This is a genomic window from Neiella litorisoli (assembly GCF_014773395.1).
GTDB classification, from domain to species: domain Bacteria; phylum Pseudomonadota; class Gammaproteobacteria; order Enterobacterales; family Neiellaceae; genus Neiella; species Neiella litorisoli.
In genome coordinates this window covers 81,580-100,481 of record NZ_JACXAF010000004.1, presented here as the reverse complement: position 1 = coordinate 100,481, position 18,902 = coordinate 81,580, and the positions used below count along the sequence as shown (strand labels likewise).

The window sequence follows — 18,902 nt, the reverse complement described above, 5'->3', positions numbered from 1 at the left end:
GGCAGCGCTGAATCCAGCTACTTACTTTTTGAGGTGATGCAACAAAAACGCTGGAATATCATCGCCGAAGGTAGACCGTTTTTTAGGGTAATCGAGGTGAACCTCCACACCGTTGGCTTTGAGCTTGTTTTCAAGGGCGATGCCAAAATTGACATGGTGAGTCACCCAGCTTTTCAGCGCTTTAGGACTTTTGTTAGGAATTGGGTCATCTGGGTTTGATTTATAGATCAATAGCGTAGGGGGATCATCTGCGCTGATGAGGTTGATAACCGAAAGCTTATCAATTAGCTTGCGCGCTTGTGGCGTTGACATTGGACTTCCGCTGCGCCAATAGTCCTTGTGAAAAGACTTATCGTAACCAGGAAGGTTTTCAAGCCACCAATTCAGATCCATGGTCGATTGAACGCCCTTTGCGGCAACGGCTGTTAGACGTGTTGATTCTCGGGCGATTGGGTCATCGCTTTGCGGATTGGCTAAATCGTCATGCCAAGCCAGATATGTCACCAGTTGCCCCCCAGCCGAACCACCATAAGCGGCGATGCGACGTTTATCGATTCCCCACTCATTGGCCTTGCTGCGAATGAACTGCAGCGCACGCTGAACATCTTGATGGGGCGCAGGAAACTCAGCATGTCGCAGGAAACGATATTCGATAGAAATATGATGAACGCCGGCCTCAAGGAAACGCTTGACGTAATTGCCCCAGACCTTATCGTGAGACCCGCCTTTAAAACCGCCACCGTGAATATAAATGGCCAGCGGAGCGGGCTCGTTCACATCAGCCTTCCAGAAATCAAATATCTGGTTTTTATGGCCACCGTAACTCACATTCTCAAGGGTTATTGGCGGTGTCTGTGAAGACTCCTTTTTTGCGTGAACACTGAAGCTAATACAAGCAAGGGCAAACAAAACGCAGAACATGCTCGCGCTAAATCGTATCATTGTGACTCCGCATGAACTGGTTAAGTTGACGCCCAGACTACTTAAACGAGAATACTTCAATGTCTTGCTTTAATTCGGCGCCACTGGTGAGCAAATCATTGGTTGAGCGCAAGGTGCTTTGTCCTTTCGCCCTCATGTTATCTGCATCGTCTTTGATGGTATGAATGCGCGCATTGATCTCATCAGCAACATTGGTTTGCTCCTCCGATGCAACGGCAATTTGGTTGGCCATATCGGTGATTTGATCGAGCTCTTTTGTGATCGTCAAAAAAGCCTGCGTACTGTTTTGTACGTTTGCTGCGGTGTCATGGCCACTGGCTTGCAGCTCTTGCATTTTTTTCGATGCTAATGCGGCACCGTTAGTTAACGTCTCAATCTGAGCATGAATTTGCTCGGCTGAGTCTTGGGTACGCTTTGATAGTACACGGACTTCATCGGCAACTACGGCAAACCCTCTACCTGCGTCGCCCGCGCGTGCCGCTTCAATCGCAGCATTCAGCGCCAACAAGTTCGTTTGTTCAGAAATACCTTGAATGACCTGCAATATGTTGCTGATTTGGTCTGCTTCGTCGTTGAGATTTGCCACTAAGTTGCTGGTTTCTCCCAGCTCATGAAACAGCGCATCCATGCTTGCTTTACTGACTTGGGCATCCTTTTCACTGGACACCGATAAGTCATACGCTCTTTGTACTGTGTCAGAGGTGGAGGACGACATTCTGGAGACTTCATGGATGGTCGCGGTCATTTCATTAATCGCAACTGAAATGCTGTCAGTCGCTGATTTCTGGCTTTCAATCAGTTTCATTGACTCCGCCATCGCTGCGGAAACGTCCTCGCTCGATTGAGTGATCGAAACAATCTGATTGCGTACTTTTGATAAGGTCGACTCAAACGCTTCAGTTAATGAATTAAACGCTTTGCCGACTAGGGTGAGCTCGTTATTGCCCTCTAGGTTACTTCTCAGCGACATGTCTTTGGAGTTCGCCAGTAGGGTCAAATCGTTCATTAATTGCTGAATAGGCGTATTGATGCTGGTAATAATCTTAATGGAAATGAAAGCGAGCGCTGCAATTAGCCCGACAATTAATGCCAAGGTAAAATTGAGGGCTTGGTTGGCATCATTATGCAACTGATTTTTGGTGTGGTTGATCGTTGCTAATGTTTTCTGAACAACGTCTTCGAATGAAGCAATTAATTGATCACCATCTTGTAACCACTTTTCTGAGTTAAGGTCGATATTGACGCCAATGGCCTTGTCAGCTTTTTTTCGAACGGACTCTTGAATGTCATTCAGCTGCTTAAAATAAGATCTGCTCTGAAGTTGATTGGTATAGAACTCAACAAGTTCAGGCGGTGCGTAGGTGGTGAAATTGCCTAAAAAATTGCCGAGTTCAGTTTGGTATTTGACAATCTTGCCAAAATTACTGGCAACCATTGGTTTATCAATGGCAACGTAAATATTACTAATTTGCACGATTGACGTGTTTTTAGCGCTAATTAAATTTTGATAAGCGTTAGATAGCAAAGATAACTCTGCATTGGTACTCGACAAAACCACTACAGATTTAGACGTTTCGATAAGGTCGATAATCATCACCCGCAGGCTAGGGGCAGACCAGAGTTTACCGTCTCTCATCTGACCTTGATCAACAAGGCTACGAACGGCTGACAACCGAGAAAACCACTTTCTCAAATTATCAAAGCTATTAACCAGCTTGGGAAACTGTGTCAGCGCCTCAGTATTGTCAATGTAGTTGATATAATTTTTTAATGCTTGGTCGACGGGTAAGCGAGTTGGACGTAATTGTTGCTTTAGATATTGCGAAGTTTGCTGGTTGTCTTTGTCTGCATGGACATACAAGTAGCTATAGAGAAATTCGTTTTGCAAGCTAGAGACGAGGGGGGATAAATGTTGAACATACTCTTGAAGGAGTTCTAATTTCTCTACGTTATCGAGAACTTGTTGGGCATTTTTATAACGTTCAATGGCTAAACCTAATGTAACAATTAGGGGGATCACAACCAAAATTATAATTCTTGTTTTAATATTGATTTCGTTAATTATTTTCATGCTGCTCTCTTATTATTCTACGAATCACTATTGTTCATTGCGATATCAATGCCATTTTGAAATCGAGATAAACAGACTGCTCAGCCCTAAATGCTCCCTCATTTTGTCATCAACAGCGCTCCACACAGGGAGCGCTTGGATGTTATTGCTTCGTTAATCAATCCACCATCAAATACTGTCAGAACCGCTCAATTTTACAAACTGACAGACTGTGATTTGTGAACTCGTCTCTAATTTGCACTCATACGGCCGAGCAACGGGTCATTAGTCGCCACCATTTTGTCGTGGATGATCTGCTCAAATTGGCGGATCACAGCGACTAGTTTGGCGTCCTCGGTGTCGATGATATTGGTTGTTTCTTCTGGGTCATTGACCAAGTCAAACAGCTCATCGCGCTCCGGGTTTTTGAAGTCTTTAACCAGTTTGTACTGACCGTCGCTATACATCCGCATATCGGTGACTGATTGATGCTGAGTGGAGTAGGCGGCGTAATAATCAGTCGATAGCACTTGTTTCGGGTCGCGCAATACCGGCACATAGCTCTGACCACGGACAATGTTATCGGCCGATGCTTGGCCTTGGCCTAAATCCACTAACGTTGGGAACCAGTCAAGATTCGATAGGGTCGATGGGTTCACGGTGCCCGGCTTCACGACCGCAGGCCAGCGCACGATGGTGGGTACTTTAATGCTGTTGTCATACAGATTGGGGCGCTGGCCGCTTGGCACATTAGCGGTGCCTTTGGTTTTTTGATTGAGCAACCAAAAGCCGTTGCCTTTGTGCCAAATTCCGTTGTGGGCAATGTTGTAACCATGGTCTGAGGTGAACACCACCACGGTATTGTCGCTGAGGCCAAGTTGCTGCAACTCTGCCATCAAGATACCGACATTGCGGTCGATGCCGCGAACGCTCGATAGGTATTCGCGCATTAATTTGACTGCGCGAGTCTTGTTTAGATCGGGGTAGTCTGGATGGGGCAGTTTGATATCCATGGCCAAGTAGGGCGCTTCGTCTTCTGGCGCCACCGGCAAAAATTTATAGTGGGGCGCGCGGTAATGGAGTGACAGCACAAACTTGTCGTCTTGGTGGCGTCGGACAAAATCAACCGCGTAGCGGGTCAAAATATCAACCGTGAGGCCCTGCTCGTGTATTTCGGTGCCGTTAACATCCAAGTGCGGGTTATCGGGGCTGGTGCCACCGCCAACAAAACCGACGAATTCATCATAGCCATGATGTTTGGGGTGATGCCGCTCTTGATAGCCGATGTGCCATTTACCAATGAGTCCTGTGGTGTAACCGGCTTGCTGGAGGATTTCTGGCCAGGTTTCATATTCCGGCTCAATACCCAAATCAGGCTGATGGCCGGTCAGGGTTTTGGCTTTGGTATTAATCCAATCGTCGATGCCGTGTTCGTAGCCATACTGAGAGGTCAGCAAACCGGCGCGGGCAGGGCTACAGACTGGCGTGGTGGTGTACGAATTAGGAAAGTACATGCCTTGCTCGGCTAACTTATCAAGATTTGGTGTTAGCGCTTGTGGGTTGCCTGAATAGCCCAGCGCCCATGGCGCCTGATCATCGGTGTAGATAAAAACGATATTCGGTGCTTGTTGCTGTAATGGCTGCTGTGCTTGGTCATCTGCTGACGCCGATTGGTTTGACTGCGTGGCGCAGCCTGCTGCGGCGAGCACCGCCGCGACCAGCAAACCAAGCGTACTTACTTTGGTGTTCATCACTGTTCCCTGAATTTATAACTAATTTGTTATGCGCAATGGCAAGCGTATTAGAAGTTAAATACGCTGATTTTTTCTTTCAGCTCTTGGCCACCGCGAAGCAAATCTTTGGTTGCTTCTCCGGTTGCCGCGCCTTGCCGTTGCAGTGCATCGGAATCGTCTTTGATGCCGTGGATCCGTTGATTGATTTCATCTGCAACATTGGTTTGTTCTTCGGCGGCGACAGCGATTTGGCTGGCCATATCGGTGATCTGATTCAGTTCTGATTTGATGGTAATAAAGGCATCAGAGCTGGACTGCACCACATCAACCGTTTCCTGACAGTTGTTTTGCAGCACCGCCATTTTTTGCGAGGCGCGAGCCGCGCCACCGATTAAGGCTTCAATTTGCGCCTGAATTTGGTCGGTAGAATCATGGGTGCGTTTGGATAGTTCCCGCACTTCATCGGCAACCACGGCAAAACCGCGACCAGATTCGCCAGCACGAGCCGCTTCAATGGCGGCGTTTAATGCCAGCAGGTTGGTTTGCTCAGAGATGCCGCGGATCACCTGCAGAATATTACTGATTTGACTGGCTTCATTATTCAGTTTGTCGACTAACTGACTGGTATCGCCCAACTCTTGAAATAGTTGGTCCATCCGATCTTTCGACAGCATCGCGCCTTGTTCGCTATCGACCGATAAATCGTGGGCACGAACCACTGCATCGGAGGTATTGTTGGACATGGTCGCGACTTCATGAATCGTTGCAGTCATCTCGTTCACCGCAACGGAAATGCTATTGGTTGACGCACGCTGGCTCTCAATGGATGCCATTGATTCACCGACTGAGATGGATACGTCGTGGGTGATGTCGTCCATCGCGTTGACTTTCTCGCGCACCGAAAACAAGGTCTGTTCGAAGGTCTCAATCAAGCCGTTAAAGGCTTCGCCAACTTGACTGAGTTCGTTACGGCCCTCGATTTTGCTACGCAGGGTCATGTCTTTGCTTTCAGCCAGTTGCGCTAAATCTCGGATCAGTTGTTTTAGCGGTCGGTTAATACTGTTGATGATCACCGTTGATACAGCCACCAGAATCAGCAACAGCACAACTAGCACAATAATGGTGTTCCACACCGCGCTATTGGCTGCACTATATAGGTCGTTTTTGGTCTGCTCGATTTGGCTCAGGGTTTCGTCGATGACTGCTTGATAGCCGTTGCTCATGTCGTGGCCGATGCCAAGCCATTCGCGTTCATCAAGGGGCAATTGTTTACCAATCAGCGAATTGATCTGCTTTCTAATTTCCTGATACTTGGCTTTAGAGAACTTGAATGATTCGGTTTGAGTCAATTGCTCGGAGACATATTGCTTTAAATCGGTTGGCGCGTAGATCCCAAAGTTATTGAGGTAAGTGTCTTCAAGCTGGCGATACTGCATGATGTCGCCAAAGGTGGTGGTGAGCAGGCCACGGGTAATTGCCGAATGCACAGCAAGGATCTGCAACATTACGGTATCTTGGCCTTGGGTGAGGTTTTTATAGGAGTTTGCCAATAGCGACAGTTTCGGATCGTTACTGGCGAGGATCACCACTTCATCAGAACTCTTGATCAGCGCTCCGACAATTTTGTTGAAGGTTAAAAAGGTCCAAAAATACTTGCCCGAAGCGCCTGGTTTAGCGGCTGATTTTTTCAGCCGGCGATCCACGTTCAAACGCATGTCACTGAAGTTGATCATGCTCTCGGCAACTTGGTCGATGTCATTGAGCAAACCTGGGAAAATACTGAGCAATTCACGCTGACCAACAAACTGCTGGTAATCAGCCAGCGCTTGATCAACCGCTTTTCTGCTTTGTAGCACATTAGGCAAAAACTCTTTGCCAATTGGGTCTTCTGGACCGCCAGGGCCCATATAGAGTTTTGAATACAAGCGCTCTTGTTGCAGTGCCGAGGTGAGTGGCGAGACAACACCAATATACTGTTGCAACACTTCTAAGTGCTGGACGTTTTGCAGCTCGGCGCTGGCATTTTGATAGCGTTCAATGGCAAAAAATAGCGTTGACACTAACGGTATGAATACCAAAAACATAATGCGTTTTTTCACGCTGATATGGTTGATGAAATTCATAACTACCTCTTGTTATTTAGTTTATTGCTTATTGGTATTGAGAGCATGGGTTGCTTTAGCGAGCTGAAGCGTGGCCAAATCAAAGGTGACAAGATCACTTTCGAGATAACCGATGCGATGGCTAATAACTTGTAACTGGCCTGACGCCGGGGCCTTAAACGGCGTCTGGTAAAGCTGCCAGTTTGCAGGGGACTGGCCATCAACATTAAATCGGTAGGCAATCGATGCGCCGTCAGTGGCACTCGATAAATGCAGCTTGTCGCCTTGCCTTTGTAGTTGTGCAGGAGCGGTCACCGGCTGTGCGTCGCGGTCTTGCCACAACTGTTGGATCAGGGCGCGCTCAGGTAATTCGGGTTGGTCATTAATGGCGTTTAGCCAACGATTGAGCTCGCCACGAAGTTCAGCAAGCTTGTCTTGATAGTCGGGATGATCAGCAAGATTGTTCAGTTCATGGCGATCGGTCGCGGTATTAAATAGTTCTTCAACCGGTTTTTGTTGGCGAAACCATTGGGCTTGCGCAGGCGTCAGCTTGCCTTGAGCTTTGAGTCGCAGCAGCTCTTGCATGGTTGGGATCCGCTCGCGATAGGCTAACGGCAAGTAGTAACCTTGCTCTGGGCGATAGTTGCGAATGTACTTAAAGCGTTGGTCTTTGACGGCGCGGATAACATCGGTGACTTCATCAAACCGATCCGCCGCTGCGTGAATGTATTCTCTGGGACTCGCTTGGGCTGATAAAAAGTTAATACCCTGCATATGCTCGGGCACCGCTAATCCAGCCAACGCCATGGTGGTTGGCGCAAAGTCGACAAAACTGATCAACTGGTCATCTCGTGAGCCAGCCAGTTGCGCCTGTGGGTAGCGAATAATCATCGGCACTTTTAGTCCGCTGTCGTAGATCAGCCGCTTTTGCCTTGGCAGCGGCCCGCCATGGTCAGCATAGAACACAATGATGGTGCTGTCGTACAAGCCATCGCCTTTCAGCTGTTGCAACACCGCCCCGATTTGACGGTCGGTTTCGGCCAGATTGTTGTACATCTTCCACATATCGCGCCGCACCAATGGGGTGTCGGGGAGGTAAGGTGGAATGTCAAATTCACTGTCTTTGGCGAGATGAACTGCCGTCTCACTTTCTTTCGTTTTAATCGAATGATGCTGCGGCAATTTGGCGATTCGTTCGGCATCATCAGAAAAATAATGGCGCGATTCAATCTTGCGGAAGCCATAAGGCTCGAATAGGCCCGACTCGTGCGTGGTGGTGAAGTTAACCACCGCGAAGAACGGTTGTCCTGCTGGGCGATGACGCCAATGGGCGTAGGGGCCATTCTCATGCCAGGCTGCTTTGGGCGCTTTGAATTGATAATCGGTTTTCAGGTTATTGGTGGTGTAATAACCTTGCTCGCGCATGTACTGACTGAGCATTTTGGCTGAGGCAGGCGGCACTGCTTCGTATTTCGGTAGGCCGGTTTGCTCGGTATTGGAAGTGGTGCGCATGTGATTGGCACCAAATGACGACGGGTACATGCCCATCGCTAGAGCAGCGCGGCTTGGCGCACAGACGCCGGAAGTGGAATAAACATTGGTATAGGTGACACCTTGCGATGCCAGTTGGCTAATGTTTGGGGTGGCGATGGTGTTATCACCGTAAGCAGCCAAAATTGGGCTCATGTCCTCAACCACAAGCCATAAAATGTTGGGCTTGGCGTCAAGTTGCAGCGGTTGCTCGGCAACCTTGATTTGCTGGGTCTGAGCACAACAACCGAGCATTGTGAAAAGGCTGATTAGCGCCGCTCTGATTCGACTGTTATTCGCCATGATGACCACTCGTTGCAGGCTGCTTGAACGCTAAGTTCAAATAGTTGGTTGCGGGCTTTTTTGATGAGTTGCTCACAGGCTCCGAACCAATAGGACGGATTCAGAGCCTGCGTTCATGGTTAGCCCACGTCGCGTTACTTAGCGACTACCGCGGCTTTCGGGCCGTCATAGTCGTAAGTGAACCAGTCGACATCAATGTAACCGGCGTTATCGTCCGTTTTCTCATTCCACGAGAAGAACCCTAAACGGTCACCGGTCCATTTACCGAAGGCAATGGTGAAGGTTGGACCAAAGGCCTTGAATACTTTGCCATCAAAGCTGTATTCGTAAGTGGCTTGGTCTCTGGCATTTGATGTGCGCACATACAAATCATCGCCAGTGATTTCTGGGCCAACGATTTTCTCGCTCATCTTGTTCATGTAGAACAAGTTTTTCTTGCCGTTATCGTCAACCTGGACACCCAGCAAGTTAAAGACGCCACCGTAGCGAACAAAACCGGCGAGTTGATTGGGTTGCATGCCAGAAATATCAAACTTAGCCACGGCGGTGCCGGTGGTAATACCCATCATGCGCTGGCTGAGGGTGTTTGGCGCGCGCCAGAAATCACCGTCGGAACCATCATTGTTGGTCCACTCGTTGATTTTCGGGCCATGGTTACTGTTGTTCGGTAATACCTTACTGGCTTTTAAGCGCAACCAGCCTGGGCGTTCGGTCAGCGACCAGTGGCTATCACGTGGGTTGTGGTTCCATTCCCACTGAGATCCGAGTTTGGTTGATGAAAAGTCATCGTCAGATCCCGGTGCAGTGATTGGGTAGCCGTTAATTGGCTTCTTGTAGCTCGCAACTGGCTCACCAATGCCATCATTGTCTTCGTCAACACCAATGATTGGCCAACCATCAACCCAAGTTACTGGCTCCAAACATTGCGGGCGACCTTGGAATGGAATGTCATCGTTTTGGATCAACTGGTGCATGTACCACCAAGAACCATCCGGCGCCGTCATGAGGCCACCTTGGCTGGCGCTTCGGTTGTTAAATACCGAGCCTTTTTCCAGCACAGTTTTCACTTCATAAGGGCCGTAAATACTGTCTTTGGAGCGCAGCACTAACTGCTTACGGTCGTTTTTAGGGTTCTTCACGCCCGGCTTGGTGGACATATCTCCCATGGTCCATTGCGCCATGAAGATGTACCAAGTGCCGTCAATCTTGTAGATTTTGGCTGCTTCAGCGCCCATGCCGGTGTAGACCAATTTGCCTTCATCAAGGATTTTGGTACCGTCCCAGCTCATTTCATAAATGCGGTTTTCGTTGCCAGGAATGGTGTTTTCTGGGCCTCGTTGCTTATTGCCGGTGTTGATGATGACGTAAGCTTTGCCGGTTTCTTTGTCCCAAAATACCGCCGGATCATCCAATACATCGGCTTTTGGCAACATCATGATAGGTTCACTCCACGGGCCGCGAATGTCGTCAGCCATGGTCACCATCAAGCCATGTTGGTAGTCAATTTGATAGATGTACCATTTGCCTTCGTGATAGGCGATATCACCCGCCCAAGTACCGAAGGAGTAACCATTCATCCGGTCCCAGTTGTACTCAGGTGCCCACGATAGCTTTGGAAAGGCGTGGCCCACATTGGTCCAGTTGACCATGTCTTTTGATTCGAGGATCGGCATGCCCGGTGACATGTGCTGTTTCGAGGTGATCATGTAATAGGTATCACCCACTTGCTCGATGTCTGAATCGGGGTAATCGGCATTTAAAATCGGGTTGATATAAGTGCCATCGCCCTGATCACCAAAACTACCCGTTTTGGCAGGCGCTATGATTTCCGCGCTTTGTTGCTCTTTTTCGGCCTGATTGGCACAGCCGGCTAAGCCGATTGCAACGGCTAAACAAGTCAATTGTGTGGTTAACTTCATAGTCACTGATCCTAACTGGAACCTTTTGTTGTCGTTGTCTGAGTTACTCGTCGTGCGCTATTGCGCAATCAATTCATTTTTATAGCGACCGCGGGCTTTGACCTCATCGCTACGCTGCGCTTCATAACGCTCGATGTAACTTAAGGTGCGCGCCGCGAGGTCGCTGACAACCTGCTGATAGGCCGGATCGGTCGCCAGATTGACAGCTTCTTCCGGATCGTTCTGCAAGTCATACAATTGCTGGTGGTCATGTTTGTAAAAGTGGATGTACTTCCACTTATCCGTGCGAACACCAACGATGGGTGGAATTAGGGCGCGCTTGGGCTGATACATGTGCTCAAAGAAAAATTCGCCGCGCCATTCGGTATCTTCATTGTCGAGTAGTGGCAGTAAGCTCTTGCCCTGATAAGTCTGGGGAATGTCGACGCCCGCGAGCGCCAAAATGGTTGGCGCAATATCAATATTGAGCGCCATCTGGGCAATTTCTTGATTGTCCTGAGGTTGGCGCGGATCGTAAATGATCAGCGGCACCCGAAGATCTTCCTCCCAACCAAACCACTTACCAGCAAGCTGCCGTTCGTTCATGGCATAACCGTTATCGCCGGTATAAATGATGATGGTGTTGTCAGCTTGACCGGTTTGTTCGAGCGCTTGATAGATCATACCGACTGCTCGGTCGACACTGCTGATTGCACGATAATGACGCTTGGTCATTTTTTGGTAGGTTGCCTCATTGCCAAACCGATATTGCCAACGGTCGCGCGCGATCGACTCGCGAAGGAATTGGGGCAGGTTGGCAAAACTGGCATCGTCAGATAATTTCGCCGCCGGAATGGTCACATCCTCATACCAGCTTTCAAACTCTGCTGGGTAGTGATACTGGTTTTGCTGATCACGATCGTGAGCATGGGGATTCCAAAAGTTGACCGACATGGTCCATGGCTGTTTGCCTTCTTTATTCTGTTCAATAAAGTCTTTGGCGAGTTCGGCAATGTAGTAGGTTTGTGGCAACTCTTGCCCTTCATATTGCTCGGTTTTGGCTTGCAGCAGCGGTTTAAAGAAGTCAAACCGATCACTGTCATCGCCGGACATTTTGATTTCGTATTTGCCCACAAATGCGCTGCGGTAGCCTGCTTGTTTCAGCATTGCAGGATACATAGCGGCCGACTCTTGAACGCCGGTGGCCGGTTGCTGGAAGGTGTAGTCATGGGTGCGCTCAGTCAGCCCAGTCAAAATACTAATGCGGCTAGAGGCACAAATTGGGGTGGTGACGAAGGTGTTCTTGAATACCGTACCTTTGCTGGCAAGGGTATCTAGGTTAGGCGTCTTAATAATGGGATGGTACTTACCCACTAAATCCCAACGATGATCGTCGGCCAGAATAAACAAAATATTAGGGCGCTCGGGCGCCACTTGGTTCACCGTTTCAACCTTGGAATCGGTCGGTTTGCAGGCAGATAACATGCCGGTAAAGAGCACCGCTGCGATAACGGCTGTCACCGGCTTTACCATCTTGGTCAGTCTGCAAGCATCTAATTGATTTGAGTTAGCTGTCATTATTAAAGTCTAAGTAACAAGTTCGAAAAAGAATTAATGCGGCACGACAACCAATGCGCGCCACCGTCCCTGACTGGCTGAAGGTTGGTCGGAGCGGGCCATTGATGCCACCTCTAGACGATCCCCTTCGTTAAGCGTTACAGCCGGTATATGGAAGTACAATTCGGCGCCAACTGATGCCGTTTTCGGATTGGTAAACTCACCAATGACGGTGTCGTTTAGTTTGACCAGATAGCGTGATTGCGCTTGGCCTTCGCTCAGGGTTACTAAAGTCAGTGGATAGTGACCGGTGTCTTTGCGGCCGATTTGCAGGCTGACAGAGTGAAATTTATCTAAGTTGCTGGCGCTTGTGGTATCGACGGCAATCTGTTGCTTGTCGCTATTGCTAATCAGCTGCGACGCAACTTGATCAAAATCCGAGCTGGCAAACAGCGCACGTTTGTAGCTATCAATCGCTCGTAATAATTGCTTCTTAGGCAGGGCAGGTCGAACCGATAAGGTTTCGGCTGTTGCCACACCCTCGGGGGTGAAATTGGCATCATTACTGAGTATGAGTTTGTCGAGTTCAAAGCCATCTTCTCGCATCGACAGCATGACATTGTGAACACCAGCAGTTTCTATCTGAACGCTAATGGTGTGTGGTTCGCCACAATGATTATCGGGCACCCGCTGGGCCGATGACCAAGTCCACTGATCTTTGCCATCGCATAATTGCAGTCGTTGGCCTGACTCGGGCCACTGACCATTCAGGCCAATATGGAGCCCGTTATCTTCGCTACCAGTACTAAAGGCGCGAGCCCAAACGTAGTATTTACCTGGGTTGGCAAAGTAAACCGGATAACTGAGCACGGCCACTTGGCCTGGCTCGGCAGAGAAGTTTTCACCAAGAATTAAGGTTTCGTGGTGATTGACGCGGGTATCGGGCAATAATTCAATATAAGCACCATTGCTCGCTTGCTCCGAATGGATTGGATCGGCATCGGCATAGGGATGCGGGATTGATTGATGATCAAACACTAACCAGCGGCGTTTCGCATCGAGATGCTGACTGGCGAAATGTTCTGCTTCAATGACAACGGAGCCATTTTGTTCAATATGATGGGTTGGCGCTGCGACAACTGCACTCGACATTGCGACGCCTGATAAAGCCATACTCAGCGCATGGATTGACAACTTAGCCATCAACTCCGTTTCCCTTTGCAAACTAAAAGAAATTTCGAATGATGGCGATTATGTAACAAACGGGTTAATCCAACAATCAACACCGGTCACAAATAGTCAATAATGTTATTTATATTTGGTTTTTTACGCCATAAGATGGATTTTATGTGATTGGTTGTGATTGATTTGCGCGCAATAAATGGTAGTGGCAGCCGTTTAAATCCAAGCAACCTGTTTTAGCCAGACCGATGAAGTAACCACCGAGATGATGAATAAATATATTTCCACTTTGATATGCGCAGCGTTGCCGTTAAGCGTTGCTGTCCAAGCGGCGCAAACTGCCGCAGATCCCACCCTGGTCTGGGATGCAACTGCTGACTTTACTGTGATTGATGCTGGGCAGGTGCCGTACTATGTCGATCAGCGCAATGATGCGTTGGGCATCGATGCCAGAAAGCTCGATTACCGCAATATGTATGCTCAGGCTTGGCGTGAGTTTGATGGTGAAACCGGGCTCTACGACATCACCATTACGGTGTTAACCGAAGAAGATGGCGAGCCCAATTACCGCCTGATGCACAATGGTAAAGCGATCAAGATTTACCGTGCCTCATATATTGGCCCCGGCTCAAAACAAGATTTAAAACCAGAAACCCATACCTGGCATCGGGTTGCATTGAGCAAAGGCGATAAGATTGGCATTGAATCGATGGCCAAAACAAATCGGCAAATTCCCGAAGGCGAGGGCACCGCATGGGCGCGGGGCCGATGGCAGCAACTGGAATTCAAGCTGAGTGCCAACCAAGGGCCAGAGCGTGCAAGCTTCGATCGCAGCAATGATTTGTTACTCGCGCAGTTTGATTCGAAGCCTGATGCTGATGATATTCACACCATTGCTGCGCTGGGCTCGCTGCTAGCGGCGCCACAATTTAGCGACATCAAGAGTTACGCAGTCGCCGGTACGGTGGGTGTTCAGCAAGGCCAATATATTAATCCGAATCCGTTACTCAAATTAGCTTTTGCTGCAGAAAACAAAGGCTGGACTGATGCCAAACAAGATTGGCAGGCATCGGTGAAGCGTACCGCCAAACAAGTCAGTTCAGTATTGGCTAAAGGTGGCAAAGTGTGGGTTCAGGAGGCCGGTCAGTCGGACTTTACTTATGACTGGCTGCAGTTGTTAGCTGCCCAAGGTGTCGATGCGGCTTTGATCAAAACCAATGTCATTGTGATTCAGCACAGCGCTTGGAACGAACAAAAGTCAACGGCTAGCAAACTTGATTACGTCAAGGCCAACACGGATTACCGCGCCATTGAAGATGGTAATAAGCCGAAGCGCAAGTTTGATCGCAATAATCGTCGTGGGCCACTGACGCCAATGTTCGTCGATCAGGACACTAAATGGTTAGCTGCGGCAACGAGTCCGAATAATTCCAAAGCGAAGGCCCGTGAATTATGGCAAACCGCCGAGCAAATCGTCGCCCAAAGCAATTTCGGTAAAGGCGACCACAAAGCAAAGTATTCATCGATACCAGCCGGTGGCGTTGATTTTTCGGATTTGGTTGAGACTTGGTGGACATTGGAGTTGAATCATCAGGCCAATTCAGTGCACGCCTTTTGGGATAACTATGTCACGGATGTGGCGCTCGATGTGGTGAATGCGCCAGCTGGCCGGTTGGCTGTGGTTGCCGATGGTAACTCGCCAGATCCCGATGATATCGGCGCAACGCCAATCATGTTTGCCATGCTGCAAAAGGCCAAGTTAAGCGACCGACTGGTTCATTTGTCGCATTCGTGTGATTTGGACCCGTCGCAAAACAAGGGTAAACAACAAATTGACGCGGTCAGTGAGGTGACCCGCCAACAAGTGCTTGATGAACTGAGCGGTAAGAGCATTGAGTATTTTGGCCCGTTCAAAAATCTGCGCGATTACTACAACTGCCGCACCCAGCAACAGCAAGCCACGCAAGATCTAGTCGATGCCATTGATGCCTCAACGGCTGACGATCCGCTGTGGATTATTGAAGCCGGTGAGCCGGATCTGATCGGTTATGCGCTGCAGCAGGCCAACCCAAAGGCGATCCCTCATGTGCATGTGGTCTCACACCACCCAGCCAATGACGATAGCGGCTATTTCTTTACCTGGCAGCAAATCTTGGACTTTGGCGTGACCGAGCATCAAATTGGCGATCAGAACGTTGGCTTGCAAACACCAATGTCGGATTGGGATTGGGCTGAAAACCACGAATTACCGGGAATTGCCTATATTTGGGAAATGCTGGCTTACGCCGAGCGCGATGGCATGGTTGATTTTCAAACCAACAAGTTTGATTGCTCCGATGCGGGCATGGTGTATTGGTGGATCACTGGCGCCGATCAGGGCGGCAATAACAATGCAACGCCGCAAGATATAAAGCGCTTGTTACCGCTTTAGCATGTAGCGAAACCACCGTTTCCTCAAACAAAAAAGCTTGGCCATATGGCCAAGCTTTTTTATTGCAACCAATTCGTTATGACTGCAAGTAAACCACTTGCGTGCTGAGGAATTCGTACAGGCCGTGCTTACCATCGGCACCACCGATACCTGATTTACGCACACCAGCGTGGAAACCTTGCATCGCTTCGAAGTTTTCACGGTTGATGTAGGTTTCGCCGAACTCCAGCATTTTCACCGCGTGAAGTGCTTTTGACAGATCTTTGGTGTAAATCGAAGAGGTCAGGCCGTATTCACAGGCGTTTGAGTAACGAATGGCTTCGTCGAGTGAATCAACCACCTGAATTGGCAATACCGGACCAAAGGTTTCTTGCTTCATAATGTCCATGGTGTGGTCACAACCGCTGAGAACCGTTGGCAAGAAGTAGTGACCAACATCAACGTCAGCCGGCTTACCACCACACTCGAGTTTGGCACCTTGGGCAATGGCTTTTTCAACCGATGCATGCACCTTGTCCAAACCTTGTTTGTTGACCAATGGGCCCATTTCAATGTCGCTGTCGACCAACGGGTTACCATAACGAGTGGCTTCCATTTCTTTGGTGATCCGAGCGATAAATTCTTCTGCGACGCCGCGCTGAACATAAACGCGCTCGGCACAGTTACACACCTGACCCGAGTTAATCACGCGCGAGTCGCGAATCGCTTTAACCGCGAGGCCAAGATCGGCATCGTCCAATACGATAGCTGGCGCCTTACCACCCAACTCTAAGTTTAGTTTGGTGATGTTTGGTGCCGCTGTCGCCATGATGTTTTCACCCGTTTTGACGCTACCAGTGAAGCTGATCATGTCGACCTTCGGGCTACCAGAAAGTGCAGCACCGATGTCGCCGCGACCAGAAACAACGTTAAATACGCCGTCAGGCAAATCTGTCTCAGCAACCAGTTTGGCAAACTCAAAACAGTTATTTGGTGTTTCTTCACTTGGCTTGATAACAATGGTGTTACCGGTAACTAATGCAGGCGCCATTTTTCGGGCGATCAAGAAGAACGGGAAGTTCCATGGCAAGATGCCTGCAACCACACCAATCGGCTTGCGGAACAACAAGATGTTCTCGCCTTTACGGTCACTGGTGATGATTTCACCTTCAATGCGACGCGCCCACTCTGACATGTAATCGATGTAATCGGCGGTGAATTGCACTTCAACCGTGGCCAAATCGAGGGTTTTACCTTGCTCTTCACTAATGATTCGGGCTAGGCGATCTTTGTTGTCACGCACCTTGTTGGCAATTGCGCGCAGGTACTGGGCACGCTCGATGGCCGGAGTCGCTGCCCATTCGCGTTTCGCTAATGTGGCGGCTTCTAAGGCATTGTCCAAATCATCGCTGGTTGATTCTGGAATCGTTGAAATCAGCGTTTCAGTTGCTGGGTTAAACACTTCAATTCGTTTCGGGCTTTCAGTAAAAGATCCATTAATAAAATTACTGTAGTGCTGGATGTCGCTCACGTATTACTCTCCTGTTTAGGGTTTGCAAAATGGTCAGTTAGTTAATTGAATTGTCCCAATTTGCTGTTTGTTAATAATTATTAATTTGATGTTCTGTAAATTCTTTCTGCCGCTATTTATTTTATGATGCGGCCGTTAATTGAGTTGCCTGAACGATATTCTGTCGGTTTCAGGCAACTCTTTCGTTATATTTGATTTAAAAATTGGCGTTTATTTCACTTCGTGAAGAAGTAAAACGCTCGGCTCGGTGATTTTGGCGTGTGCCCGGTCTCGGTTACCCGGCTGGCTTTGCCATGACAAATAGTAAGATTGTCCCTGCAGTCCTTTGTCGCCTTGGCCTTTGAACACATGATGTTCAAGTTTGGTATCGGCGGCTTTGCTGATGTAGTGATTGGCTGCAGCCGTTTTTGCTTCGAGCTGCGGCGGGTAGAGATCGGCCTTTTCAACGCGCAGGGTGGCGAGCGTTTCACTATCTAAAACAAAACGCATGACATCATCATGGCGTCTCACCAGTACACCGATGTTGCCGTCTGCAAGCACTTCAGGTGCTTCGGGTTTTACCGCAAATCGGCCAAGTGAACCGCCACCGGAAAAGTCCCAGCGGAAGCCTTGCCAATCACTGATCTGAACACCATGCCAGCCATTCTCTTCACGTCGAATAACGTGCATTTGAGTATTACCGTCGGCGTCATACTTGTGGTACGAGATGATTGGTTTTTGGTCTTGATCGAAGCCAATTTTAACGTTGCCATTAATCATGCCGCCTTTCGGTGGCACCGGATCAACGACTTCAGTCGTAGCCAGCGTTAACGGCAGCGCCAGCGGTTTGCCATTGGAATCTTGCCACGAGACCAAGTCAGCGCTGCGGGCATAAGACAGGCTGTGATTGGTGTCAGCACTTGGCGTGTTGCGCCATACCCAAATCAAATGGAAATAGCCGTCAGGTCCAAGGGTAGGGCCTTCAAAATAGCCACTCATTTTGCCTTCACCATCGAGAAATTGGTTACTGTGCAAGCGCGACCAGCTCTTCGTATTGGTGTCGTAAATGTTGTAAATCTCGTTACCGTTGCCACTGCCACCATCACGATATTTCACCAGCAACTCGCCATTTTTGTTGACCATGAAAATCGGGTAGGTCATGCGTTGCTCAAGCGTTTCATCGACCATTACGGATACACGCTCTAGGGTGCGAACATCGTATGGTTTGCGGCTGCGGAAGTATTCCATCGGATCGGCATGCATGTTGCCCATGACGTGAATGTGGCCGGCGGAATCAATTTCTAGCGTGACATAGTTGTGACTATCCCAGCCTAACCAACTGTCGACTTTGTAGTAACGCCAAGGCGCCGAACCAATTCGGTGGGCAATGGTCATTTGTCGATTGGCATCGAAGTAGCTGACAAATTGATGTTCGCCGCGGGTTAGTAAATGCGGTTTGATGCGGTGTCCTGACCACACATGGTCAATGGCAATGGTTTTAATGGCATCGGCTGGTTGCTCGGCCTGAGAAGCATTTGCCTGTGGTGTTTGCGTTGCACAGGCTTGCAACGCAAGAACCAACCCGGAAAGACATAAGGCGCGGGCTAATAAGCGTGGCTGAAAAATACTATTGTTAGATGTCACTTCTAAATTCCTATGAAGTTTTAATTAGCAAGTTAAATTGT

Annotated in this window: 11 protein-coding genes; 1 reads left to right on the top strand and 10 read right to left on the bottom strand. The window is 48.9% G+C overall.

Annotation, left to right across the window (positions count from 1 at the left end):
- Positions 1–21: 21 nt before the first annotated feature.
- The 8 genes from IC617_RS04300 to IC617_RS04265 form a co-directional block, all read right to left on the bottom strand.
- Positions 22–1,002, bottom strand: coding sequence for an alpha/beta hydrolase (locus tag IC617_RS04300; RefSeq protein WP_191143751.1), 981 nt, complete (start codon positions 1,000–1,002; stop codon positions 22–24).
- The gene (locus tag IC617_RS04295; RefSeq protein WP_191143750.1) at positions 980–3,013 is read right to left on the bottom strand and encodes a methyl-accepting chemotaxis protein; all 2,034 of its coding nucleotides are present in this window, start codon (positions 3,011–3,013) and stop codon (positions 980–982) included. The genes IC617_RS04300 and IC617_RS04295 overlap by 23 nt, the downstream gene beginning before the upstream one ends.
- A 230-nt stretch (positions 3,014–3,243) precedes the next feature.
- Complete coding sequence (locus IC617_RS04290) at positions 3,244–4,743, bottom strand: sulfatase-like hydrolase/transferase (protein ID WP_191143749.1); 1,500 nt, start codon at positions 4,741–4,743, stop codon at positions 3,244–3,246.
- A 50-nt stretch (positions 4,744–4,793) separates the two neighbouring features.
- Positions 4,794–6,848 (bottom strand): methyl-accepting chemotaxis protein, encoded by a 2,055-nt coding sequence (locus IC617_RS04285; RefSeq protein WP_191143748.1) that lies wholly within the window; start codon positions 6,846–6,848, stop codon positions 4,794–4,796.
- Positions 6,849–6,869: 21 nt separating this feature from the next.
- Positions 6,870–8,660, bottom strand: coding sequence for a sulfatase family protein (locus IC617_RS04280; protein ID WP_224745772.1), 1,791 nt, complete (start codon positions 8,658–8,660; stop codon positions 6,870–6,872).
- 134 nt (positions 8,661–8,794) lie between these two features.
- Positions 8,795–10,579, bottom strand: coding sequence for a glycoside hydrolase family 43 protein (locus IC617_RS04275; RefSeq protein WP_191143747.1), 1,785 nt, complete (start codon positions 10,577–10,579; stop codon positions 8,795–8,797).
- A gap of 57 nt (positions 10,580–10,636) precedes the next feature.
- The gene (locus tag IC617_RS04270; RefSeq protein WP_369410356.1) at positions 10,637–12,079 is read right to left on the bottom strand and encodes a sulfatase family protein; all 1,443 of its coding nucleotides are present in this window, start codon (positions 12,077–12,079) and stop codon (positions 10,637–10,639) included.
- A 90-nt stretch (positions 12,080–12,169) separates the two neighbouring features.
- Positions 12,170–13,318 (bottom strand): hypothetical protein, encoded by a 1,149-nt coding sequence (locus tag IC617_RS04265; RefSeq protein WP_191143746.1) that lies wholly within the window; start codon positions 13,316–13,318, stop codon positions 12,170–12,172.
- Between the two features lie 244 nt (positions 13,319–13,562).
- Here IC617_RS04265 and IC617_RS04260 point away from each other — a divergent pair, with 244 nt between their 5' ends.
- Entirely contained in the window at positions 13,563–15,728 is a 2,166-nt protein-coding gene (locus IC617_RS04260; RefSeq protein ID WP_224745771.1) for a hypothetical protein, read from the top strand.
- Between the two features lie 76 nt (positions 15,729–15,804).
- Here the strand turns inward: IC617_RS04260 and aldA are convergent, their stop codons facing one another.
- Positions 15,805–17,238, bottom strand: a complete 1,434-nt coding sequence (gene aldA, locus IC617_RS04255; protein ID WP_191143745.1) for an aldehyde dehydrogenase — start codon at positions 17,236–17,238, stop codon at positions 15,805–15,807.
- Positions 17,239–17,448: 210 nt separating this feature from the next.
- On the bottom strand, positions 17,449–18,861 hold the full coding sequence (locus IC617_RS04250) for a BNR repeat-containing protein (protein WP_191143744.1): 1,413 nt from the start codon (positions 18,859–18,861) through the stop codon (positions 17,449–17,451).
- Positions 18,862–18,902 lie beyond the last annotated feature (41 nt).